General features: G+C 73.5%; 19 protein-coding genes. 17 read left to right on the top strand and 2 right to left on the bottom strand.

Annotation, left to right across the window (positions count from 1 at the left end; translation table 11 throughout):
* The 12 genes from IE153_RS13495 to cobC are packed head-to-tail and all read left to right on the top strand — an operon-like array spanning nt 1 to nt 16,281.
* Complete coding sequence (locus tag IE153_RS13495; protein WP_189589943.1) at nt 1-1,509, top strand: cobyric acid synthase; 1,509 nt, start codon at nt 1-3, stop codon at nt 1,507-1,509.
* The gene (gene cobN, locus IE153_RS13490) at nt 1,506-5,162 is read left to right on the top strand and encodes a cobaltochelatase subunit CobN (RefSeq protein WP_189589942.1); all 3,657 of its coding nucleotides are present in this window, start codon (nt 1,506-1,508) and stop codon (nt 5,160-5,162) included. Before IE153_RS13495 ends, cobN begins: the two co-directional genes overlap by 4 nt.
* Nucleotides 5,159-7,156 (top strand): putative cobaltochelatase, encoded by a 1,998-nt coding sequence (locus IE153_RS13485; RefSeq protein WP_189589941.1) that lies wholly within the window; start codon nt 5,159-5,161, stop codon nt 7,154-7,156. Before cobN ends, IE153_RS13485 begins: the two co-directional genes overlap by 4 nt.
* Nucleotides 7,156-7,764: a cob(I)yrinic acid a,c-diamide adenosyltransferase gene (gene cobO / locus IE153_RS13480; protein ID WP_189589940.1), complete on the top strand. Its 609-nt coding sequence runs from the start codon at nt 7,156-7,158 to the stop codon at nt 7,762-7,764. The genes IE153_RS13485 and cobO overlap by 1 nt, the downstream gene beginning before the upstream one ends.
* Entirely contained in the window at nt 7,761-9,227 is a 1,467-nt protein-coding gene (locus tag IE153_RS13475) for a cobyrinic acid a,c-diamide synthase CobB (protein WP_189589939.1), read from the top strand. The genes cobO and IE153_RS13475 overlap by 4 nt, the downstream gene beginning before the upstream one ends.
* The gene (gene cobI / locus IE153_RS13470; RefSeq protein ID WP_189589938.1) at nt 9,224-9,955 is read left to right on the top strand and encodes a precorrin-2 C(20)-methyltransferase; all 732 of its coding nucleotides are present in this window, start codon (nt 9,224-9,226) and stop codon (nt 9,953-9,955) included. Before IE153_RS13475 ends, cobI begins: the two co-directional genes overlap by 4 nt.
* Before the next feature lie 29 nt (nt 9,956-9,984).
* Nucleotides 9,985-10,803, top strand: a complete 819-nt coding sequence (gene cobM / locus IE153_RS13465; protein ID WP_189589937.1) for a precorrin-4 C(11)-methyltransferase — start codon at nt 9,985-9,987, stop codon at nt 10,801-10,803.
* The gene (cbiE, locus tag IE153_RS13460; protein ID WP_189589936.1) at nt 10,800-12,038 is read left to right on the top strand and encodes a precorrin-6y C5,15-methyltransferase (decarboxylating) subunit CbiE; all 1,239 of its coding nucleotides are present in this window, start codon (nt 10,800-10,802) and stop codon (nt 12,036-12,038) included. Before cobM ends, cbiE begins: the two co-directional genes overlap by 4 nt.
* Nucleotides 12,035-13,726: a precorrin-3B C(17)-methyltransferase gene (gene cobJ, locus IE153_RS13455; RefSeq protein WP_189589935.1), complete on the top strand. Its 1,692-nt coding sequence runs from the start codon at nt 12,035-12,037 to the stop codon at nt 13,724-13,726. Before cbiE ends, cobJ begins: the two co-directional genes overlap by 4 nt.
* Entirely contained in the window at nt 13,723-14,310 is a 588-nt protein-coding gene (locus tag IE153_RS13450; RefSeq protein WP_189589934.1) for a precorrin-8X methylmutase, read from the top strand. The genes cobJ and IE153_RS13450 overlap by 4 nt, the downstream gene beginning before the upstream one ends.
* Complete coding sequence (locus tag IE153_RS13445; RefSeq protein ID WP_189589933.1) at nt 14,307-15,236, top strand: sirohydrochlorin chelatase; 930 nt, start codon at nt 14,307-14,309, stop codon at nt 15,234-15,236. The genes IE153_RS13450 and IE153_RS13445 overlap by 4 nt, the downstream gene beginning before the upstream one ends.
* Nucleotides 15,226-16,281, top strand: coding sequence for an Rv2231c family histidinol phosphate aminotransferase CobC (gene cobC, locus IE153_RS13440; protein WP_189589932.1), 1,056 nt, complete (start codon nt 15,226-15,228; stop codon nt 16,279-16,281). The genes IE153_RS13445 and cobC overlap by 11 nt, the downstream gene beginning before the upstream one ends.
* A 752-nt stretch (nt 16,282-17,033) precedes the next feature.
* Here the strand turns inward: cobC and IE153_RS13435 are convergent.
* On the bottom strand, nt 17,034-17,945 hold the full coding sequence (locus tag IE153_RS13435) for an SCO1860 family LAETG-anchored protein (protein ID WP_189589931.1): 912 nt from the start codon (nt 17,943-17,945) through the stop codon (nt 17,034-17,036).
* A gap of 200 nt (nt 17,946-18,145) precedes the next feature.
* A complete protein-coding gene (locus IE153_RS13430) occupies nt 18,146-19,237 on the bottom strand; it encodes an amidohydrolase family protein (RefSeq protein WP_097215869.1) in 1,092 nt (363 codons plus the stop codon).
* Between the two features lie 134 nt (nt 19,238-19,371).
* Here IE153_RS13430 and IE153_RS13425 point away from each other — a divergent pair, with 134 nt between their 5' ends.
* The 5 genes from IE153_RS13425 (at nt 19,372) to IE153_RS13405 (ending at nt 23,842) form a co-directional block, all read left to right on the top strand.
* Nucleotides 19,372-20,472 carry a pyridoxal-phosphate-dependent aminotransferase family protein gene (locus IE153_RS13425; RefSeq protein WP_229828980.1) on the top strand — a complete coding sequence of 367 codons (1,101 nt, stop codon included), beginning with the start codon at nt 19,372-19,374 and terminating at the stop codon, nt 20,470-20,472.
* Between the two features lie 213 nt (nt 20,473-20,685).
* The gene (locus IE153_RS13420; RefSeq protein ID WP_189589930.1) at nt 20,686-21,225 is read left to right on the top strand and encodes a DinB family protein; all 540 of its coding nucleotides are present in this window, start codon (nt 20,686-20,688) and stop codon (nt 21,223-21,225) included.
* Between the two features lie 339 nt (nt 21,226-21,564).
* Nucleotides 21,565-22,071, top strand: a complete 507-nt coding sequence (ectA, locus tag IE153_RS13415) for a diaminobutyrate acetyltransferase (RefSeq protein WP_030852474.1) — start codon at nt 21,565-21,567, stop codon at nt 22,069-22,071.
* 61 nt (nt 22,072-22,132) lie between these two features.
* Complete coding sequence (gene ectB / locus IE153_RS13410; protein ID WP_189589929.1) at nt 22,133-23,404, top strand: diaminobutyrate--2-oxoglutarate transaminase; 1,272 nt, start codon at nt 22,133-22,135, stop codon at nt 23,402-23,404.
* Nucleotides 23,405-23,443: 39 nt separating this feature from the next.
* A complete protein-coding gene (locus IE153_RS13405) occupies nt 23,444-23,842 on the top strand; it encodes an ectoine synthase (protein ID WP_003989364.1) in 399 nt (132 codons plus the stop codon).
* The last annotated feature ends 7 nt before the right edge of the window (nt 23,843-23,849 follow it).

The raw sequence follows: 23,849 nt of genomic DNA, 5'->3' as shown, positions 1-23,849 counted from the left end.
ATGAGCGGTGGGCTTCTCGTCGCCGGAACCACCTCCGACGCCGGCAAGAGCGTCGTGACCGCCGGGATCTGCCGGTGGCTGGTGCGGCAGGGCGTCAAAGTCGCGCCCTTCAAGGCGCAGAACATGTCCCTGAACTCCTTCGTGACCACGGAGGGGGCCGAGATCGGGCGGGCGCAGGCCATGCAGGCGCAGGCCTGCCGGGTCGAGCCGACCGCGCTGATGAACCCGGTGCTGCTCAAGCCCGGTGGCGAGCAGAGCAGTCAGGTCGTGCTGCTGGGCAAGCCGGTCGGGGAGATGAGTGCGCGCGGCTACCACGGCGGACGGCAACAGCGGCTGCTCGGGACGGTGCTGGACTGCCTGGAGCAGTTGCGGGGCACGTATGACGCGGTGATCTGTGAGGGGGCGGGTTCTCCCGCCGAGATCAACCTGCGGCGGACGGACATCGTGAACATGGGGATCGCCCGGAACGCCGGGTTGCCCGTGCTCGTCGTCGGCGACATCGACCGGGGCGGGGTGTTCGCCTCGTTCTTCGGGACGGTGGCGCTGTTGTCGCCCGAGGACCAGCGTTGCGTCGCCGGGTTCCTCGTCAACAAGTTCCGCGGGGACGTCTCCCTGCTGGAGCCGGGCCTGGACATGCTGCACGGGCTCACGGGGCGGAAGACCTACGGCGTGCTGCCGTTCCGGCACGGGCTCGGGATCGACGAGGAGGACGGCCTCAGGGTCTCCCTGCGGGGAGCCGTGCGGGAGTCCGTGGTCGCCCCGCCGGTCGGCGAGGACGTGCTGCGCGTCGCGGTCTGCGCCGTGCCGCTCATGTCCAACTTCACCGACGTGGACGCGCTGGCCGCCGAACCGGGCGTCGTGGTGCGGTTCGTGGACCGGCCGGAGGAACTGTCCGACGCCGACCTCGTCATCGTGCCCGGCACCCGCGGGACGGTCAGGGCGCTGGAGTGGCTGCGCGAACGCGGGCTCGCCGACGCCCTGGTCCGCAGGGCCGCCGAGCAGCGGCCCGTCCTCGGCATCTGCGGCGGCTTCCAGATCCTCGGCGAGCACATCGAGGACGCCGTGGAGAGCCGCCGGGGTCACGTCGACGGGCTCGGGATCCTGCCCGTGCGGGTGCGGTTCGCTCGCGAGAAGACCCTCACCAGGCCGCGGGGCGAGGCCCTCGGGGAACGCGTCGAGGGCTACGAGATCCACCACGGCGTCGCCGAAGTCCAGGGCGGCACCCCCTTCCTTGACGGCTGCCGGGTCGGCCAGACCTGGGGCACGCACTGGCACGGCTCGCTGGAGTCGGACGGCTTCCGGCGGGCCTTTCTGCGCGAGGTGGCGGCCGCCGCGGGCCGCCGCTTCGTGCCCGCGCCGGACACCTCGTTCGCCGCGCTGCGCGAGGAGCAGCTCGACCGGCTCGGCGACCTGATCGAACAGCACGCGGACACCGACGCGCTGTGGCGGCTCATCGAGTCCGGCGCGCCGCAAGGACTGCCCTTCATTCCACCGGGAGCACCCGCATGAGCACTGTGTTGTTGTTGTCCACCGCCGACACGGACCTGCTGGCGGCCCGGGCCGCCTCCGGTGCCGACTACCGGATCGGCAACCCGACCCGCGTGGACGTCCGGGAGGAGCTGCCGGCCCTGCTGGACGGGGCGGGCATCGCCGTCGTCCGGCTGCTCGGCGGCAAGCGGGCCTGGGAGGACGGGCTCGCCGCGCTGAAGGCGTCCGGCATCCCGACCGTGCTGCTCGGCGGCGAGGCCGTGCCGGACGCGGAGCTGATGGCCGAGTCGTCCGTGCCGGCCGGTGTCGTCGCCGAGGCGCTGAGGTACCTCGTGGAGGGCGGGCCGGACAACCTCACCGAACTCGCCCGGTTCCTCTCCGACACCGTGCTGCTGACGGGCGAGGGGTTCGACGAGCCGCGGAAGATGCCCGAGTACGGCGTCCACGGCGAGCGTGAACTCGTGCCGGGCCGTCCGACCGTCGGCGTGCTCTTCTACCGGGCGCACGAGCTGAGCGGCAACACCGGCTTCGTGGACACCCTGTGCGACGCGATCGAGGCGCGGGGCGCCAACGCGCTTCCCGTGTACTGCGGTTCGCTGCGCGGGGCGGACGCGGGGCTGTACGAGATCCTCGGGCAGGCGGACACCCTGGTCGCCACCGTCCTCGCCGCGGGCGGCACCCACGCCTCGCAGGCCTCGGCGGGCGGCGACGAGGAGGCCTGGGACATCGGCGCCCTCGCCGAGCTGGACATTCCCGTGCTGCAGGGCCTGTGTCTCACGTCGTCGCGGCAGGCCTGGGCGGACTCGGACGCCGCCCTCTCCCCCATGGACGCCGCGATGCAGGTGGCCATCCCGGAGTTCGACGGGCGGCTGATCACCGTGCCGTTCTCCTTCAAGGAGCAGGGTCCGGACGACGTGCCCGTCTACGTCGCCGACCCGGAGCGTGCGGGGCGCGTCGCCGGCATCGCCGTACGGCACGCGCGGCTGAAGCACAAGGAGAACGCGGACAAGAAGCTCGCGCTGGTGTTCACCGCGTACCCGACCAAGCACTCCCGCGTCGGCAACGCGGTCGGGCTGGACACCCCGGCCTCGGCGGTGCGCGTGCTGGACGCGCTGCGGGACGCCGGGTACGTCGTCGAGGGGCATCCGGACGAGGGTGACGAGCTGATCCACCGGCTCATCAACGCCGGTGGGCACGACGTGGAGTGGCTGACGGAGGAGCAGCTGGCCGCCGCGCCCGCGCGGGTGCCGCTGGCCGACTACCGGGCGTGGTTCGAGAAGCTCGACCCGGAGCTGAAGGACGCCATGACCGAGGCGTGGGGCGAGCCGCCGGGCAGTCTGTACGTCGACGGCGACGACATCGTGCTGGCGTCCCTGCAGTTCGGGAACGTCGTCGTGATGATCCAGCCGCCGCGCGGCTTCGGCGAGAACCCGATCGCGATCTACCACGACCCGGACATGCCGCCGTCCCACCACTACATGGCGGCCTACCGCTGGCTGGAGAACAGCTTCGGCGCCGACGCCATCGTGCACATGGGCAAGCACGGCACCATGGAGTGGCTGCCGGGCAAGGGCCTCGGGCTCAGCGGGGGCTGCGCCCCGGACGCGGTCCTCGGGGACCTGCCGCTGATCTACCCGTTCATCGTCAACGACCCGGGCGAGGGCACCCAGGCCAAGCGGCGCGGGCACGCCACGGTCGTCGACCACCTCGTGCCGCCGATGGCCCGCGCCGACACCTACGGCGACCTGGCCAAGCTGGAGCAGCTCCTCGACGAGTACGCGCTGGTCTCCGACCTGGACCCGGCGAAGGCCCCGACCGTGCGCGCCCAGATCTGGACGCTGGTGAAGGCGGCCGAGCTCCACCACGACCTGCACGTCGACGAGCAGCCGGACGACGCGGAGTTCGACGAGTTCGTCATGCACATCGACGGCTATCTGTGCGAGATCAAGGACGTGCAGATCCGCGACGGACTGCACATCCTGGGCGGCGGTCCGGTCGGCGAGCCGCGCGTCAACCTCGTGCTGGCCGTGCTGCGCGCCTCGCAGGTGTGGGGCGGGCAGGCCAACGCGCTGCCGGGCCTGCGGGCATCACTGGCTCAGCACTTCGGGCTGGTGGAGAAGGAGCTGCTGGCCGAGCCGGGCGCTCCGGTGAAGGTGCCCGTCGAGTTGACGGACCTGGTGGACGGCCCCTCGCGCAGTGCCGCCGACGCGATCGACCTGCTGGAGCAGCTGTGCCGACGGATCGCGGAGGGCATGGAGGAGCGCGGCTGGGCGGTCGCCGAGAGCGCGCCGCTGGTCCGGGAGGTCCTCGGCACCGAACTGCCGGAAGCCGTCGCGGTGCTGGAGTTCGCCTGCACCGAGGTCGTGCCCCGGCTGGAGAAGACCACCGACGAGATCGGGCACATCCTGCGGGCCCTGAACGGCGGTTACGTCCCGGCCGGCCCCTCCGGTTCGCCGACCCGCGGGCTGGTCAACGTCCTGCCGACGGGCCGGAACTTCTACTCCGTCGACCCCAAGGCCATTCCGTCCCGGCTGAGCTGGGAGGTCGGGCAGTCGCTCGCGGACTCGCTGGTGCAGCGGTATCTGCAGGACACCGGTGAGTACCCGACGTCCGTCGGGCTGACGGTGTGGGGCACCTCGGCGATGCGCACCCAGGGCGACGACATCGCCGAGATCCTGGCGCTGCTGGGCTGCCGGCCGGTGTGGGATGACGCCTCGCGGCGCGTGACCGGGTTCGAGGTGGTCCCCCTGGCGGAGCTCGGCCGGCCGCGCATCGATGTGACGGTCCGCATCTCGGGCTTCTTCCGGGACGCGTTCCCGCACGTCGTGGGCCTGATCGACGACGCCGTCCGCGCCGTCGCCGAGCTGGACGAGCCCGCGGAGTCCAACTACGTCCGGGCCCACGCCGACCAGGACACCGCCGAGCACGGCGACCGCCGCCGGGCCACGGCTCGCATCTTCGGCTCCAAGCCGGGGGCGTACGGGGCCGGTCTGCTGCCGCTGATCGACGCCCGCAACTGGCGCTCCGACGCGGACCTCGCCGAGGTGTACGCGGTGTGGGGCGGCTACGCCTACGGCCGGGGGCTCGACGGGCGGGCCGCGCGCGGGGACATGGAGACGGCGTTCAAGCGGATCGCGGTCGCCGCGAAGAACGTCGACACCCGTGAGCACGACCTGGTCGACGCCGACGACTACTTCCAGTACCACGGCGGCATGGTGGCCATGGTGCGGCACCTGACGGGCGCCAGCCCCGAGGCGTATGTCGGCGACTCGGCCACCCCGGACCAGGTGAAGACCCGCACGCTCGGCGAGGAGACGCACCGCGTCTTCCGCGCCCGGGTGGTCAACCCGCGCTGGATGGCGGCCATGCGGCGGCACGGCTACAAGGGCGCCTTCGAGATGGCGGCGACCGTGGACTACCTGTTCGGGTACGACGCCACGGCCGGGGTCGTGGACGACTGGATGTACGAGAAACTCAGCGCCGAGTACGTCTTCGACCCGGAGAACCGGGACTTCATGAAGAAGTCCAACCCCTGGGCGCTGCGCGGCATCACCGAGCGGCTGCTGGAGGCCGCCGACCGCGGCCTGTGGGCCGAACCGGACGCGGAGACGCTGGAACGGCTGCGCGCCACCTATCTGGAACTCGAAGGCGACTTGGAGGGCGACGAGAAGTGAGCACCCCCTTTCCGTTCACGGCCCTCGTGGGCCAGGACGACCTGCGGCTCGCGCTGCTGCTGAACGCGGTGTCCCCGGCGGTCGGCGGTGTGCTGGTGCGCGGCGAGAAGGGCACGGCCAAGTCGACGGCGGTGCGGGCGCTGTCGGCGCTCATGCCGACGCTGGACGTCGTCTCCGGCTGCCGCTTCTCCTGCGACCCCGGCTCCCCCGACCCCGGCTGCCCCGACGGGCCGCACGAGCCGGGGGCGTTCGAGACCCGGGCCGCGCGCATGGTCGAACTGCCCGTCGGCGCCTCCGAGGACCGGCTCGTGGGCGCACTGGACATCGAGCGGGCCCTCTCGGAGGGCGTGAAGGCCTTCGAGCCGGGCCTGCTGGCCGACGCGCACCGCGGGATCCTCTACGTCGACGAGGTCAACCTCCTCCACGACCACCTGGTCGACCTGCTGCTGGACGCCGCCGCGATGGGCGCCTCGTACGTGGAACGCGAGGGCGTCTCCGTGCGGCACGCGGCCCGCTTCCTGCTCGTCGGCACCATGAACCCCGAAGAGGGCGAGCTGCGGCCGCAGTTGCTCGACCGGTTCGGGCTGACCGTGGAGGTCGCGGCCTCGCGGGAGCCGGACCAGCGGGTGGAGGTCGTCAGGCGGCGCCTGGCCTACGACGACGACCCGGCCGCCTTCGCCGCGCGCTGGGCCGAGGAGGAGGCCGCGGTACGGGCGCGGATCGTCGCCGCGCGGGAGCTGCTGCCGTCCGTGCGGCTGGGCGACGGGGCGCTGCGGCAGATCGCGGCGACCTGCGCGGCCTTCGAGGTCGACGGCATGCGCGCCGACATCGTGATGGCGCGGACCGCCACCGCGCTGGCCGCCTGGGCCGGGCGCACGGAGGTGCTCGCCGAGGACGTCCGGCAGGCGGCTCTGCTCGCGCTGCCGCACCGGCGGCGGCGCAACCCCTTCGACGCGCCGGGGCTCGACGAGGACAAGCTCGACGAGACCCTGGAGGAGTTCGGCGGCTCGGACGACGACGACCCGGATCCGGACCCCGGCCCGGACGGGCCCGGCGGGGGCGGCGGACAGCCGGAACCCGACGACGCGCCCCAGGGCGGCGACGACACCGCGGCCCGGCCCGAGGCCGGCGAGGGCGGGCAGCCGCAGCCGACGGGCGCCGGCGAGCAGTCGGCCGTACGGGCGTCGGAGCCGTTCCGCACCAAGGTGCTGAGCGTGCCCGGCATCGGCGAGGGTGCCGCCGGGCGGCGTTCGCGGGCGCGGACCGAGCACGGGCGGACGACCGGGGCCCGGCGGCCCCGGGGCGCGCTCACCAAGCTGCACCTGGCGGCGACCGTGCAGGCGGCGGCGCCGCACCAGCGGGCGCGCGGACGGTCCGGGCCGGGCCTGGTGGTGCGCCGGGACGATCTGCGGCAGGCCACCCGCGAGGGGCGCGAGGGCAATCTCGTGCTGTTCGTCGTGGACGCCTCGGGGTCGATGGCGGCACGGCAGCGGATGAGCGCCGTGAAGGGCGCCGTGCTGTCGCTGCTGCTGGACGCCTATCAGCGGCGCGACAAGGTGGGCCTGGTGACCTTCCGCGGCACGGAGGCGGACGTCGCGCTGCCGCCGACCTCGTCGGTGGACGCGGCGGCGGCCAGCCTGGAGACGCTGCCGACGGGCGGGCGGACGCCGCTCGCGGCGGGGCTGCTGCGGGCGCACGACGTGCTGCGCGTGGAGCGGCTGCGCGATCCCGCGCGGCGGCCGCTGGTCGTGCTGGTGACGGACGGGCGCGCCACCGGCGGCCCGGAGCCGGTCGCCCTGGCCGGGCGGGCGGCCCGGCTGTTCGCGGCCGACGGGGTCGCCTCGGTCGTCGTGGACTGCGAGTCGGGGCCGGTGCGACTGGGGCTCGCCGGGCAGCTCGCCGGTGAACTGGGCGGTACGGCCGTGACATTGGACGAGCTGCGGGCGGACAGCATCGCCGGGCTCGTGAAGGACGTGCAGAGGAGGGCCGCGTAATGCCGCAGGGACAGCCGAGTGTGGTGCCGGACGACGGACTGACGACCCGCCAGCGGCGGAACCGGCCGCTGGTCGTCGTCCACACGGGTGTCGGCAAGGGCAAGTCCACCGCCGCCTTCGGGCTCGCGCTGCGGGCCTGGAACCAGGGGTGGCCGATCGGGGTGTTCCAGTTCGTCAAGTCGGCGAAGTGGAAGGTCGGCGAGGAGAACGCGCTGCGGGTGCTCGGCGCCTCCGGCGAGGGCGGGTCCGTCGACTGGCACAAGATGGGCGAGGGCTGGTCCTGGGTGCAGCGCGACATCCAGGGTGACAACTCGACCAACGAGGAGAAGGCCCGGGAGGGCTGGGAGCAGGTCAAGCGGGACCTGGCGGCCGAGACGTACCGGCTGTACGTGCTGGACGAGTTCGCCTACCCGATGCACTGGGGCTGGGTGGACACGGACGAGGTGATCTCCGTGCTGCGGGACCGGCCCGGGACTCAGCACGTCGTCATCACCGGGCGGAACGCGCCGGAGAAGCTCGTGGACTTCGCCGACCTCGTGACCGACATGTCCAAGGTCAAGCATCCGATGGACGCGGGCCAGAAGGGCCAGAGGGGCATCGAGTGGTGAGTGCTTCCGTCCCTCGGCTGGTCGTCGCCGCGCCCTCCTCGGGCAGCGGCAAGACCACCGTCGCCACGGGGTTGATGGCCGCGTTCGCCGCGCGGGGGCTCGCCGTGTCCCCGCACAAGGTCGGGCCGGACTACATCGACCCCGGGTACCACGCGCTCGCGACCGGGCGGGTGGGACGGAACCTCGACGCGTACCTGTGCGGGCCCGAGCTGGTCGGGCCGCTGTTCCTGCACGGGGCACAGGGGTGTGACATCGCCGTCGTCGAGGGCGTGATGGGGCTGTACGACGGGGCTGCGGGCGAGGGGGAACTCGCGTCCACGGCCCATGTCGCGAAGCTGTTGCGGGCACCGGTGGTGCTGGTCGTGGACGCGTCGTCGCAGTCCCGGTCGGTGGCGGCGCTGGTGCACGGGTTCGCCTCCTGGGACCCGGAGGTACGGGTCGGGGGCGTGATCCTCAACAAGGTCGCCTCGGACCGGCACGAGGAGCTGTTGCGGGAGGCGTTGGAGCAGGCCGGGGTGCCGGTGCTGGGGGTGTTGCGGCGGGCTGCGCAGGTGGACACGCCGTCGCGGCATTTGGGGCTGGTGCCGGTCGCCGAGCGGCACGCCGCCGCGGTGGAGGCGGTTGCGGCGATGGCTGCGCAGGTCTCCGAGGGTTGTGATCTGGATGCGTTGGCGGGGCTGGCACGGAGCGCGGGGGCCTTGTCGAGTGCGGCTTGGGATGCGGCCGAGGTCGTTTCCTCGCCCCCGCCGCCCCTACCCTCCCCGTCCTCCAGGGGCTCCGCCCCTTCGACCCCGCCGGGGGGCTCCGCCGCCCCCCGGACCCCCGGTCGGCCTGAACGGCCTGGTCCTCAAGCGCCGGACGGGCTGGTTGTCGCTGTTGCCGGCGGGGAGGCGTTCACCTTCTCCTACGCCGAGACCACCGAACTCCTCACCGCCGCCGGTGCCGACGTCGTCACCTTCGACCCCCTGCGGGACGAGGAACTGCCCGAAGGGACCGCCGGGTTGGTGATCGGGGGCGGGTTCCCCGAGGTGTACGCCTCGGAGCTGTCCGCCAATGAACCCCTGCGCAAGGCCGTTGCCGCGCTGGCGGCAAGCGGCGCTCCCGTCGCCGCCGAGTGTGCCGGGCTGCTGTATCTGTGCCGGGAGCTGGACGGGCTGCCGATGTGCGGGGTGCTGGACGCCTCGGCGCGGATGACCGAGCGGCTCACTCTGGGCTACCGGGACGCCGTGGCCCTGGGCGACAGTGTGCTCGCGGCGGCCGGGACCCGGATGCGGGGGCACGAGTTCCACCGGACCGCCGTGGAGCCCGGCTCGGGGACGGAGCCCGCCTGGGGGGTCCGCGGCCCGCGGCCGCGGGTCGAAGGTTTCGTAGAGCGCGGTGTGCACGCGAGCTATCTGCACACGCACTGGGCGTCCGAGCCCGGTGTCGCCCGTAGGTTCGTGGAGAGGTGCCGGACGTCATGAGCAACAGGCTGGTCGGAGTCGGGGTGGGCCCCGGGGATCCGGAGCTGGTCACCGTCAAGGGCGTCAACGCCCTGCGGGAGGCCGATGTCGTCGTGGTCCCCGTGATGGACAGCGGGGAGCGCGGCCGGGCCGAGGCGACCGTGTTGCACTACGTGCCCGAGGAGAAGGTCGTCCGGGTCGTGTTCGCGCTGAACGAGCGCAGCGACCGGGGGCGGCGCGAGGCCGCCTGGGACGCGGCGGGCGGACGCGTCGCCGAACTGCTGCGCGCGCACGACTCCGTGGCCTTCGCGACCATCGGCGACCCCAACGTGTACTCGACCTTCACCTATCTCGCGCAGACCATCGACGCGCTCGTGCCCGGCACCGTCATCGAGACCGTGCCCGGGATCACCGCCATGCAGGACCTCGCCGCCCGGTCGGGCGCCGTGCTGACCGAGGGGACCGAGCCGCTCACGCTGGTGCCGGTCACCGCCGGGGCGACCGTGCTGAAGGAAGCCCTCGCCGGGCCCGGCACCGTCGTCGCCTACAAGTTCGGCCGGCAGGCGCACGAGGTCGCCGAGGCGCTGCGCGAGACCGGGCGGATCGAGGACGCGGTCTGGGGCTCGGCGCTGGGACTCACGGAGGAGTCGATCCGCCCGGCCGCCGACCTCGACGGCGCTCCCCTGCCCTACCTGTCGACGCTCATCGCGCCCGCCCGGCGCGACGGCGGACGCGGCGGCAAGTTGTGACACCCGTGAACCACGAAAGGACCCATCCCATGGCCGACGCCCCCGCCGGCAAAGTGACCTTCGTCGGCGCCGGCCCCGGCGCCGCCGACCTGCTGACGTTCCGCGCCGCGCGCGCCATCGCCGAGGCCGACGTGGTGATCTGGGCGGCCAGCCTGGTCCAGGAGGAGGTCCTCGAACACGCCCGCGAGGACGCGGAGATCCTCGACTCGGCGACCATGTCCCTGGAGGACGTCGTCGCGGTGTACGAGCGGGCCCGCGCCGAGGGGCTGAAGGTCGCCCGTATCCACTCCGGCGACCCGGCCCTGTGGGGCGGCACGCAGGAGCAGGTCGACCGCTGTGCCGAGATCGGCATCGCGACCGAGATCGTGCCCGGGGTGTCCTCCTTCTCCGCCGTCGCGGCGCTCGCGCAGCGCGAGCTGACCATCCCGGAGGTCGCGCAGTCGGTCGTGCTGACCCGGCTCGGCGGCGGCAAGACGCCCATGCCGCCCGGGGAGGAGGTCCGGGAGTTCGCCAAGCACGGCACCACCATGGCGGTGTTCCTCTCCGCCGCCCGCAGCGGACAGCTCGTGCGGGAGCTGCTGGAGGGCGGCTACCCGACGACGACGCCGGTCGTGGTGGCGTACCAGGCGACCTGGCCGGAGGAGCTGGTCGTGACGTGCACGATCGGCACGCTGGAGGAGACGGTCAAGGAGCACAAGCTCTGGAAGCACACCCTGTTCCTGGTCGGCCCGGCGCTCGACGCCCACGGCACGCGCTCGCACCTGTACCACCCGGGGCACTTCCACGGGTACCGCAAGGCCGACCCGGAGGCCCGCCGGGCGCTGCGCGAGCGGGGGGCGAGTACGTGATCACGGTGGTCGGCACGGGGACGGGGGCGGCGCCTTCCGACGGCGTCCTCGCCGGTGCCGAGCTGGTGGTGGGCGGGCGGCGGCATCTGGACGCCGTACGGCTGCCGGAGACGGCGGAGCGGGTCGTGCTCGGGCCTCTCGCGCCGGCCCTCGACACCATCGGCGAGTACGTCGCGAAGGACCGGCCCGTCGTGGTGCTGGCCTCCGGCGACCCCGGGTTCTTCGGGATCGTGCGGGTGCTGGCCGAGCGGTTCGGGCCGGAGCGGCTGGACGTGCGGCCCGGCGTGTCGTCGGTCGCCGCCGCGTTCGCCCGGATCGGGCTGCCGTGGGACGACGCCGTGGTGGTGAGCGCCCACGGGCGGGAGCTGCGGACGGCCGTCAACGTGTGCCGGGCGCAGCCGAAGACGGCCGTGCTGACCGGTCCGGGCGCGGGCCCGGCGGAGCTGGGTGCCGCGTTGCGGAACGCGGCGCGGGTGCTGGTCGTCGCGTCCGGGCTCGGCTCGGACGCGGAGCGCGTGGAGCGGGTGACGCCCGCCGAGGCCGCCGCCCGGGACTGGGGCACGGCGGTGAACGTGGTGCTGTGTCTGGACGAGGCACGGGCTCTCGGCCCGGTGCGGACGGTCGCGGGGCCCGGGGAGCGGCCCGCCGGCTGGGCCCTGGAGGAGGCGGAGTTCGCCCACCGGGACTCGATGATCACCAAGTTCGAGGTGCGGGCGCTGGCCCTGGCCCGGCTGGGGCCGCGCCCGGGCGACCTGGTGTGGGACGTGGGCGCGGGCTCGGGGTCCGTGGCCGTGGAGTGCGCGCGGCTCGGTGCGGCCGTGACCGCCGTGGAGAAGACCGCGGACGGTGCGGAGCGGGTCCGCGCCAACGCCGTCGCGCACGGTGTGGACGTGCGGGTGGTGCGGGGCGCGGCACCGGAGGCGCTGGCGGAGCTCGCCGAGACCCCGGACGCCGTGTTCGTGGGGGGTGGCGGGCGCGAACTGCCCGCGATCGTCGCCGCGTGCGCGCGGCGTGCCCGGCGCACGGTGGTCGTCGCCATGGCGGCGCTCGACCGGGTGCCGGCCGCGCGCGAGGCCCTGACGAGCGCCGGTCTCCGCTGCGACGGCGTGCTGCTGCAGTCGTCGCGGCTCGCGCCGCTGCCCGGGGACGTGACCCGGCTCGCGGCGACCAACCCCGTTTTCCTGCTGTGGGGCGTCCGGCCCCCGGCAGCTGTCGAAGAAGGAGTCGCCCAGTGATCGGCCTCATTTCCGCCACCGCGGCGGGAGCGGCTGCCCGGGACCGGCTGGCCGCCGCGTGGCCGGACCGCACCCTGGTGTACGAGGGTCCCGTCGGGGACGCCGTACGGACCGCGTTCGCGCAGTGCGAGCAGCTCGTGTGCTTCCTGGCGACGGGCGCGGTGGTGCGGCTGGTGGCACCGCTGCTGTCCGGCAAGACGGAGGACCCGGGCGTGGTGTGCGTCGACGAGGGCGGGCGGTTCGCCGTGTCCCTGCTGGGCGGGCACGCGGGCGGCGCCAACGAACTGGCCCGCGAGGTGGGTGACCTGCTGGGTGCCGAGCCGGTGGTGACGACGGCCACGGACGCCGTGGACCTGGCGGGCCTGGACACCCTCGGCCTGCCCGTGGAGGGCGATGTCGCCGGGGTCTCGCGGGCGCTGCTGGACGGCGAGGCGGTGGCGCTGCGGGCCGAGGTGGGCTGGCCGCTGCCGCCGCTGCCGGTGACGGACGAGGGGTCGTACACGATCCGGCTCACCGACCGGCTCGTGGAGGCGGCCGAGCGCGAGGCCGTGCTGCGTCCGCCGACCCTGGTCGTCGGGGTCGGGGCGTCGAAGGGCGCCCCCGTGGAGGAGGTCCTCGGGCTGGTCGGGGACGCCCTGCGGGAGGCCGGGCTGTCGGTGGCTTCCGTCGCCGAACTCGCCACCGCCGACGCCAAGGCCGAGGAGGCCGGCATCGTCGAGGCCGCGCGGCGGATCGGGGTGCCGCTGGTGACGTACTCCGCGCAGGAGCTGGCCGGGGTCGACGTGCCCAACCCGTCCGACGCGCCACTCGCGGCCGTCGGGACCCCGTCCGTGGCGGAGGCCGCCGCGCTCGTCGGCGGGGGCGAACTCCTCGTCCCCAAGCGGAAGTCGGCCGCGAGCCCGGCGATGGCGACGTGCGCGGTCGTACGGCGTCCGGGGCGCGGGCGGCTCGCGGTGGTCGGGCTCGGGCCCGGCGCGCGGGACCTGCTGACGCCCCGCGCGAAGGCCGAACTGCGGCGCGCTTCCGTGCTCGTGGGACTCGACCAGTACGTCGACCAGATCCGTGATCTGCTGCGGCCCGGCACCCGGATCCTGGAGTCGGGCCTCGGGGCCGAGGAGGAGCGGGCGCGCACGGCCGTCGAGGAGGCCCGCAAGGGGCAGGCCGTCGCGCTGATCGGCAGCGGGGACGCGGGCGTCTACGCCATGGCCTCCCCCGCCCTGGCCGAGGCCTCCGACGACATCGACGTGGTCGGTGTGCCCGGGGTGACGGCGGCGCTCGCGGCCGGTGCGATCCTGGGCGCCCCGCTGGGCCACGACCACGTGTCGATCAGCCTGTCCGACCTGCACACGCCGTGGGAGGTCATCGAGCGGCGGGTGCGGGCGGCGGCCGAGGCGGACATCGTGGTCACCTTCTACAACCCCCGTTCGCGCGGCCGTGACTGGCAGCTCCCCAAGGCGCTGGGCATCCTCTCCGAGCACCGGGCACCGCAGACACCGGTCGGTGTCGTGCGCAACGCCTCGCGGCCGGACGAGTCCAGCCGGCTCACCACCCTGGGCACCCTCGACCCGGCGACGGTCGACATGATGACGGTCGTGACCGTGGGCAACACGGCGACCCGGGACATCGCGGGGCGCATGGTGACCCCGCGCGGCTACCGCTGGCAGACAGCGCAGGAGGGCGCCGAGTGAACCGCGTCGTCCATCCCATCGAGGTGGAGTCCTACCGGCGCATGCGCGCCCGGCTGGACACCTCGCACTTCCCGCCGCTGACCCGGGCGGTCGTGGAGCGGGTCGTCCACTCCGCAGCCGACCTCGACTACGCCGGCGACCTCGTCCTGGACGAGGCCGACCTGGAGAAGGCGCACGCGGCGCTGCACGCCGGGGCGCCCGTGGTCGTGGACGTGGAGATGGTCGGCGCCGGGATCACCCGGCGCGAGACCGTCTGCCGTCTGAGGGACGCCGAGTCCGGTCCCGGTCTGACCCGGTCCGCGCACGCCGTCCGGCTCGCCTACGAACAGGTCGGCCCCGGCGCCCTCTGGGTGATCGGCAACGCGCCGACCGCGCTGGAGGAGCTGCTGACCCTCGACGCCGACCCCGCGCTCGTCATCGGACTGCCCGTCGGGTTCGTCGGAGCCGTCGAATCGAAGGCCGCGCTGCGCGAGAGCGGACTGCCCGCCGTGAGCAACGTGTCCGAGAAGGGCGGGTCGGCGGTCGCCGCCGCCGCGCTCAACGCCCTGCTGTACCACCCCACTTCCGCCGAGGAGAAACTGTGACCACCCCGCCCGCCCTGCTCATCGCCGGCCACGGCACCCGGGACGACGCCGGAGCCGAGGCGTTCCGCGACTTCGTACGGCGGCTGGGGGCCCGGCACCCCGAACTGCCCGTCGCGGGCGGCTTCATCGAGCTGTCCCCGCCGCCGCTGGGCGAGGCCGTCACCGAGCTGGTCGAGCAGGGCGTGCGGCGCTTCGCCGCCGTCCCGCTGATGCTGGTGTCCGCCGGGCACGCCAAGGGCGACATCCCGGCGGCCCTGGCCCGCGAGAAGGAGCGGCACCCGGGCATCTCGTACACGTACGGGCGTCCGCTCGGTCCGCATCCGGCGCTGCTGAACGTGCTGGAGCGGCGGCTGGACGAGGCCCTGGGGTCGGCGGGCCGCACGCCCGGCGACCGGGCCGACGTGACGGTGCTGCTGGTCGGGCGCGGCTCCACGGACCCGGACGCCAACGCCGAGGTGCACAAGGCGGCCCGGCTGCTGTGGGAGGGGCGCGGCTACGCGGGTGTCGAGACGGCGTTCGTGTCGCTGGCGGCGCCGGACGTGCCGAGCGGGCTCGACCGCTGCGTGCGGCTGGGCGCGCGGCGGATCGTGGTCCTGCCCTACTTCCTGTTCACGGGCATCCTGCCGGACCGGGTACGGCACCAGACGGAGGGCTGGGCCGCCGCGCACCCGGAGGTCGAGGTGCTGTCGGCCGACGTCATCGGGCCGGAGCCGGAGCTGCTGGACCTGGTGTGGGAGCGGTACGAGGAGGCCGTCAAGGGCGATCTGCGGATGAACTGCGACTCGTGCGTGTACCGCATCGCGCTGCCGGGCTTCGAGGACAAGGTGGGCATGCCGCAGCAGCCGCACTTCCACCCGGACGACGACGACCACCACCACGGGCACGGCCACGGCCACCACCACGGCGCTCACTCGCATGCGCACTGAGAGCGGGCACGATCTGCGTCACCACGGGGACGCGGAGGTCCGGGACGACGGCGGTTCGCTCGTCGACCTGGCCGTGAACGTCCGCGCGGACACGCCGCCGCTCTGGCTGCGGGAGCACATCGCCGCGTCGCTCGGCGGTCTCGCGGCCTACCCGGACGGCCGGGCGGCGCGGGCGGCGGTGGCGGCGCGGCACGGGCTGCCGGTGGAGCGGGTGCTGCTGACGGCGGGCGCGGCGGAGGCGTTCGTGCTGCTGGCGCGGGCGCTGAAGGTACGCCGGCCGGTCGTCGTGCATCCCCAGTTCACGGAGCCGGAGGCGGCGCTGCGGGACGCCGGGCACGCCGTCGGCCGGGTGCTACTGCGGGAGGAGGACGGTTTCCGGCTGGACCCGGCCGCCGTCCCCGAGGACGCGGACCTGGTGGTGATCGGCAACCCGACGAACCCGACGTCGGTGCTGCACCCGGCGGACGCGATCGCCTCACTCGCCCGGCCCGGGCGGATGCTGGTGGTGGACGAGGCGTTCATGGACGCGGTGCCGGGCGAGAGCGAGGCCCTGGCCGGCCGCGTCGACGTGCCGGGCCTCGTGGTGCTGCGCAGCCTGACCAAGACGTGGGGGCTGGCCGGTCTGCGGATCGGCTACGTGCTCGCGGCGCCGGAGACGGTCGAGGACCTCCAGCGGGCGCAGCCGCTGTGGCCGGTGTCGACGCCGGCGCTGGCCGCGGCCGAGGCGTGCGTGGGGCCGCGTGCGGTGGCGGAGGCGGCCCACGCGGCGCACCGCATCGCCGCGGACCGCGCCCATCTGCTGGCCGGCCTCGCCCGGTTCGCCCCGGCCGGGCTGCGGGTGGCCGGGCCCGCGCAGGGCCCGTTCGTCCTGCTCCGCCTGCCGGAGGCGTCCGCCGTCCGCGGGCGCCTGCGCGACCTCGGCTACGCCGTGCGCCGCGGGGACACCTTCCCCGGGCTGGACGGGGAGTGGATGCGGCTGGCGGTGCGGGACCGCAGGACGACGGACGCCTTCCTCCGAGCCCTGGAGCAGGCGCTGCGGCAATGAGCCGTGCGTGTCCGCCGGCACACGGGGCCTCGCGGCACCGAGCCCCGGGCGCGGCGGGCGCACAGGCCCTGCGGCGCCAGGCCCGTAAGCGGCGGGCGCACTAGCCCTGCGGCACGGGACACATATGCGGCGGGCGCACAGGCCCTGCGGCGCCAGGCCCGTGAGCGACGGGCGCACAGGCCCTGCGGCGCCAGGCCCGTAAGCGGCGGGCGCACTAGCCCTGCGGCACGGGACACATATGCGGCGGGCACACCAGCCCTGCGGCACCAGGCCCGTGAGCGACGGGCGCACAGGCCCTGCGGCGCCAGGCCCGTGAGCGGCGGGCGCACAGGCCCTGCGGCACGGGACACATATGCGGCGGGCGCACCATCCCTGCGGCACCAGGCCCGTGAGCGACGGGCGCACAGGCCCTGCGGCGCCAGGCCCGTGAGCGGCGGGCGCACAGGCCCTGCGGCACGGGACACATATGCGGCGGGCACACCAGCCCTGCGGCACCAGGCCCGTAAGCGGCGGGCGCACTAGCCCTGCGGCACCAGACACATATGCGACGGACGCACCAGCCCTGCGACACCAGGCCCGCATGCGACGGGCACATGGGGTCTTCAGCTCATGCCCGGCCGCGCGAGGGCCGCCCTGAGGGCGTCGGCGTGCAGCCCGCCGACGGGAGCATCGGGACCCGGGTTTCCGCGGGTCCCGGAGCACCTGGGACGAGCGTCCCCCGCCCCCCGCAGACGCCCCCGGCCGGGGTCAGGTCAGCCCCGGCGGCGTGCCAGGGCCACCGCTCCCCCGCCTGCCGCGAGCATGACGATCGCGGCGCCCACGAGGTACGGCGTGGTCGAGCCGCCGCCCGTCTCGGCCAGGTCCGCCTCGGCGGGTTCGCCCTGCGGCTTCACGTCGGCGGGCGGGGTGGACGGCTCGGCCGGGGGCTGTGCGGCGGACTCGGGCTGCGGGGTCCGGCAGGTCGCCTCGGCCAAAGTGACCGTGCCGTCGACCTCCGCGACGTTCAGTTTCAACGGGTTGACGGACACCTTGAGTTCGAGGGCGGTGGCGGCGGCCGTACGGGCCGTGGTCCGGGTGCTGGAGAGGTCCAGGCGCACCTCTCCGACGCCCGGCACCTTGACGTCCGTCGGGCCGTCGGCGGTCAGCGTCACGCGTTTGCCGAGGACGGTCACCGAGCCGGGCAGGCCGGTCGTGGCGAACGGCTTCCTCCCGACCTCGCAGGTGGCCCTGGCCGTGACCTTCTCGACCTCGATCAGCGACAGCAGCGGCAGGCCGGGGACATGGAGGCGGGCGTGGGCCAGGGTGGTGCTCCCCTCGGCCTTGCCGACGGTCGTCGTGGCTCTCGCCTCGGCCACCTCCGCGCGCAGCACGCTGAACGGCCGGCCGCCGTCCACCGCGTCGAGGGTGGCCGTCAGCGTGGTCTTGTCGGCGCTGCGCGGGGCCCGGACGTCGTTGAGGGAGACGGCGAGGGGGACGTTCACCGATTTGTTCAGCAGGGAGACGTCCAGGCCGGTGCGCAGGACGACGGCGCTCGCGCGGCCGTGGTCGCCGGTGGCGTGCGCCGGGCTCACGCCGGTCAGTGCCAGGGGCCCGGCGGCGAGGGCCGTGACGGTCGCGACGGTCGCCAGCCGGCGTGCGGGCATGCGGAAGGAAGGGCTGTTCACGGTGGGGACTCCAGGAGAGACAGGCTCGGGACCCGGAAAGAATCGCCGCACCGCGCGCACGGCGTCAGCGATCTGACACCGCTTCACTCCAACGTGGCGATACCGAGGATCCATTCGAATCCTCCGGCACAGGCGTTCCCCACCGTCACCCTCGCGGCGGCCCGACCATCACGCTCGCGACCCGCCCACCGCCGTCGCGGTCAGCCGACCACGCGTCCGTTCAGCACCACCCGGCGCGGCGATGCCAGGACCCGTACGTCGGCCCGCGGGTCCTCGTCGTAGACGACGAGGTCGGCCGGGGCGCCCTCGTCCAGGCCCGGGCGGCCGAGCCAGGCACGGGCAGTCCAGGTGCCCGCGGCGAGGGCCTCGACGGGCGGGATGCCGGCGGTGACGAGTTCGCCGACCTCGGCCGCGGCCAGGCCGTGGGCGAGGCCCCCGCCGGCGTCGGTGCCGACGAAGACCGGGATCCCGGCGTCGTAGGCGCCCCGGACGGTGTCGTAGCGGCGTTCGTGGAGTCGGCGCATATGGGCCGACCAGCGCGGGAACCGGGCCTCGCCGCCGTCGGCGAGCTGCGGGAAGGTGGCGATGTTGACCAGGGTGGGGACGATGGCGACGCCGCGTTCGGCGAACAGCGGGACGAGGTCCTCGGTCAGGCCCGTCGCGTGTTCGATGCAGTCGATGCCCGCCTCGACGAGGTCCCGCAGGGAGTCCTCGGAGAAGCAGTGCGCGGTCACCCGGGCTCCCAGGCGGTGGGCCTCGGCGATCGCCGCCTCGACGGCCTCGCGCGGCCAGCAGGCCGACAGGTCGCCGAGGTCGCGGTCGATCCAGTCGCCGACCAGCTTGACCCAGCCGTCGCCGCGCCGGGCTTCCTGGGCGACATAGGCGACCAGGTCCTCCGGCTCGATCTCCCAGGCGTAGTTGCGGATGTAGCGGCGGGTGCGGGCGATGTGCCGCCCGGCGCGGATGATCTTCGGCAGGTCCTCGCGGTCGTCGATCCAGCGGGTGTCGGAGGGCGAGCCGGCGTCGCGGATGAGCAGCGTGCCCGCGTCCCGGTCGGTCAGGGCCTGCTTCTCGGCGACGTCCTCGGGGACCGGGCCGTGCCGGTCGAGTCCGACGTGGCAGTGCGCGTCGACGAGGCCGGGCAGGGCCCAGCCGACGACCGTGCGGATGTCGCGGGCGCCGGCGGGACGGTCGTAGGAGATGCGGCCGTCGACCACCCACAGCTCGTCCCGGACGTCCTCGGGCCCGACGAGCACCCGTCCCTTCACGTGCAGCACCGTGCGATCGCTCATGCACCGCACCTTAATGAGCCGCCCGGCGGGACTCGAAGGGGGCCGGTGTGCGCGGGACTCGGCGCGCAAGGGGGTGAGGGCCGCCGGTTACCCTCGATGCGATCGAACCTGCTGTGAGTGAAGAGAGCTTTGCCGTGACGCATCCGTTTCTGGACCTGGCCCCGCTCGGCGCGGACCGCTTCGCCGCGATCGAGGACCGCGTGGCGCGGCTGCTGAGCACCGGGCAGGACGTCGTGATCATGCAGGGCGAGGCGCTGCTGCCGCTGGAGGGCGCGATCCGTGCGGCGGCCGGTGCGGGCACGACGGCGCTGAACGTCGTCACGGGGCCGTACGGGCAGACCTTCGGCGACTGGCTGCGGGACTGCGGTGCCACGGTGATCGACCTGGCGGTGCCCTTCCACACGGCGGTGACGGCCGAGGAGATCCGGCAGGTCTTCGCCGAGCACCCGGAGATCGACTTCGTGTCGCTGGTGCACGCGGAGGCGGCGACCGGCAACACCAACCCGGTCGCGGAGATCGGCGAGGTCGTGCGGGCGCACGGGGCGCTGTTCTACCTGGACGCGGTGGCGTCGATCGGGGCCGAGCCGGTGCTGCCGGACGCGTGGGGCGTGGACCTGTGCGTGATCGGCGCACAGAAGGCGATGGGCGGTCCGGCCGGGGTGTCGGCGGTGTCGGTGAGCGAGCGGGCCTGGGCGCGGATGGCGGCCAACCCGAAGGCGCCGCGACGGTCGTACCTGTCGCTCCTCGACTGGAAGGAGCGGTGGATCGACGGGGGCCGCAAGGCGCTGCTGCACGCGCCGGCGCAGCTGGAGATGCTGGCCCTCGAGGCCTGTGTGGAGCGGATCGAGGCGGCCGGTCTGGACGCGGTGATGGCCCGGCACGCGTCCGCCGCGGCGGCGACCCGGGCCGGGGCGGTCGCGCTCGGTGGCGGGCTGGAGCCCTACGTGCACGAGGCGCGGGACGCGGCGCCCGTCGCCACGACGCTGCGGGCGCCGTCCGGGGTGGTGGCGTCGGAGCTGGTCCGGCGGGCCCTGGAGGCGGATCCGGCGGTGCCGCTGGCCGCGGGCGGGGGCCCGCTGGCCAAGGAGATGATCCGGGTCAACCACTACGGCGCGGACGCGACGCCGGGCGCGGTGCGAGCGAGTCTGGCGGCGCTGGGCGTGGCGCTCTCCGAGCAGGGGCTGAGTGTGGATGTGGAGGCGGCGCTGCGGGCCGTCGAGGAGGCGTGGCGGTAGTCGTCGGCTGAGGCCCGAAGGGCCTCGCCCCCGCCGCCCCTCCCCGGTCCCCACCTCCAGGAACTCCGCCCCTTCGACCCCGCCGAGGGCTGCGCCCCCAGGCCCCCGCTCCGGCCCGGACGGCCTCGTCCTCGAGCGCCGGGCGGGCTGAAAGACGCCGGTCGGCGCCGGTGGCCGGGGAGCGGTGTCAGTGGTGCGTGCCATGCTCGCCGCATGACCTCTGACACAACCGCCGGGGCCCCTCTGACCCTTCCCGACGGCCGTCCCGTGCCGCACCTCAGCGGTGACGAGCGGGCGATGCTCGAGAGCTGGCTGGACTTCCACCGGGCCACGCTGGAGCTGAAGTGCGCCGGGCTGGACGACGCGCAGGTGCGGATCGCGGCGGCCGAGCCGTCGTCGCTGACCCTGCTCGGGCTGGTGCAGCACCTCGCCGAGGTCGAGCGGAACTGGTTCCAGCGGGTGGCCGGCGGGCTCGCCGTACCGCCCGTGTTCGAGGACGCGACCGGCTACGCGCTGGATCCGGCGCGTGGGCTCGACGAGGCGCTCGGGATCTGGCGGCGGGAGATCGCACGGGGACGGGAGCTGTGCGCCGGGCTGCCACTGGACCACGTCGGGCGGGTCGCCGAGGGGCCGGTGCCCGGCATGGAGGTCAGCCTGCGCTGGGTCTTCATCCACATGATCGAGGAGTACGCACGGCACAACGGTCACGCCGATCTCCTGCGGGAACGTATCGACGGAGTGACCGGGGCCTGAATTGCACGTGCTTTCCGAGACCTCTCACATGTAAGCTGGCACACAATTAAGAATTCCTTCAAGAACAGCTTCCCGTATTCTTCTGCCCGCTTTTCCCGGTCCTAAACGCGCGGATTTTGAGGACACTCCGAGGGGAAATTCTGGCAGATCCCGTGGGGCTTACATGGCTGTGACGCGTTACACACCGTGACCGCTTTGCCCGGTAATTACCGGACAATACCGGGCGTTCCGCCGCCTCGATGCGTCTATCCGCGCGCTCGCGCGATAACACAGACAAGGCCCATATGTAACCCCGATCGGCGATGCAATTTTGAATTTCGCTGGGTAAGTTCAATTCGCATGACTGCCGTACAAGCAGATCCGCAAATCGACCGCCCCACCGTGGCTGACGGAGCCGCACTCTGGCGGATGGCGAAGGACTCGAAGGTTCTCGACCTGAACTCGTCCTACAGCTATCTGCTGTGGTGCCGTGACTTCGCCGCCACCTCGGCCGTCGCCCGCGACGAGCAGGGCGAGCCGATGGGCTTCATCACCGGGTACGTGCGGCCGGACAGCCCGCGCACCCTGCTGGTCTGGCAGGTGGCGGTGGACGAGGCCCACCGCGGGCGCGGACTGGCCGCCGCGCTGCTGGACGGCCTGGTCGCACGGACCACGGCCGAACTGGAGGTGACGACGGTGGAGACCACCATCACTCCGGGCAACACCGCCTCGGAGCGCCTGTTCACGTCGTTCGCCGAGCGTCACGGCGCCCGGCTGGAGCGCGAGGTGCTGTTCGACACGGGCCTGTTCCCCGACGGGCCGCACGACGCAGAGGTGCTGTACCGCATCGGCCCCCTGCCCCACTGACTTTCCTGACGTACCGCCCGAGTCCCGCAGACTTCCCCACCGCACCGAGGAGCGATTCTTCGTGACCATCACCCAGCCCGACCTGAGTGTCTTCGAGACCGTCGAGTCCGAGGTACGCAGCTACTGCCGCGGCTGGCCCACCGTCTTCGACCGTGCGGTGGGAAGCCGCATGTACGACGAGGACGGCCATGAGTACCTCGACTTCTTCGCCGGAGCGGGGTCACTGAACTACGGGCACAACAACCCGGTCCTGAAACGCGCGCTGATCGACTACCTGGAGCGGGACGGCGTCACGCACGGGCTCGACATGTCGACCACCGCCAAGCGCACGTTCCTGGAGGCCTTCCAGAACCTGCTGCTGCGCCCGCGCGACCTGCCGTACAAGGTCATGTTCCCGGGCCCGACCGGCACCAACGCCGTGGAGGCCGCGCTGAAGCTGGCGCGCAAGGTGAAGGGGCGCGAGTCGATCGTGTCGTTCACCAACGCCTTCCACGGCATGTCGCTGGGCTCGCTGGCCGTCACCGGCAACGCCTTCAAGCGCGCCGGCGCCGGTATCCCGCTGGTGCACGGCACCCCGATGCCGTTCGACAACTACTTCGACGGCACGGTCGAGGACTTCCTGTGGTTCGAGCGGCTGCTGGAGGACCAGGGCTCCGGCCTCAACAAGCCGGCCGCCGTGATCGTCGAGACCGTGCAGGGCGAGGGCGGCATCAACGTGGCCCGGCCCGAGTGGCTGCGCGCCCTGTCCGAGCTGTGCGAGCGGCAGGACATGCTCCTGATCGTCGACGACATCCAGATGGGCTGCGGCCGTACCGGCGCCTTCTTCTCCTTCGAGGAGGCGGGCATCGTGCCGGACATCGTCACCGTCTCGAAGTCGATCAGCGGTTACGGCATGCCCATGTCGCTGTGCCTGTTCAAGCCCGAGCTGGACGTCTGGGAGCCCGGCGAGCACAACGGCACCTTCCGCGGCAACAACCCCGCGTTCGTCACGGCCACCGCGACCCTGGAGACCTACTGGGCCGACGGTTCCGCGATGGAGAAGCAGACCCGCAAGCGCGGCGAGCAGGTCGAGCAGGCGCTGATCTCCATCACCGAGGAGAACCTGGCCGACGTGAAGGAGTACCGGGGCCGCGGCCTGGTGTGGGGCCTGGAGTTCCACGACAAGGCCCGCGCGGGCAAGGTCGCCAAGCGCGCCTTCGAGCTCGGAGTGCTCATCGAGACGTCCGGCCCGGAGAGCGAGGTCGTGAAGATGCTCCCGGCCCTCACCATCACGCCCGAGGAGCTGGACGAGGGCCTGAGCGTCCTGGCCCGCGCCGTCCGAGAGACCGCCTGACCAACCGAGCACCACTCATCTAGGAGGCATCGCAGCACCGTGATTGTCCGTTCGTTCAAGGAGATCGAAGGTACCGACCGGCACGTGAAGGCGGCGTCCGGTACGTGGGAGAGCAAGCGCATCGTCCTCGCCAAGGAGAAGGTCGGCTTCTCCCTGCACGAGACGGTCCTCTACGCGGGTACGGAGACGTCGATGTGGTACGCGAACCACATCGAGGCCGTCGTCTGCACGGAGGGCGAGGCCGAGCTGACCGACCACGAGACCGGGCTGACGCACACCATCACGCCCGGCACCATGTACCTCCTGGACGGGCACGAGAGGCACACGCTGCGGGTCAAGCAGGACTTCCGCTGCCTCTGCGTGTTCAACCCGCCCGTGACCGGACGGGAGGACCACGACGAGAACGGCGTCTACCCGCTGCTCACCGAGGAGGTGTGACGTTTCC

This window comes from Streptomyces massasporeus, assembly GCF_014648995.1.
GTDB lineage: Bacteria > Actinomycetota > Actinomycetes > Streptomycetales > Streptomycetaceae > Streptomyces > Streptomyces massasporeus.
Note: the sequence above shows the minus strand (reverse complement) of the source record. Positions and strands in the feature narration are given on the sequence as shown.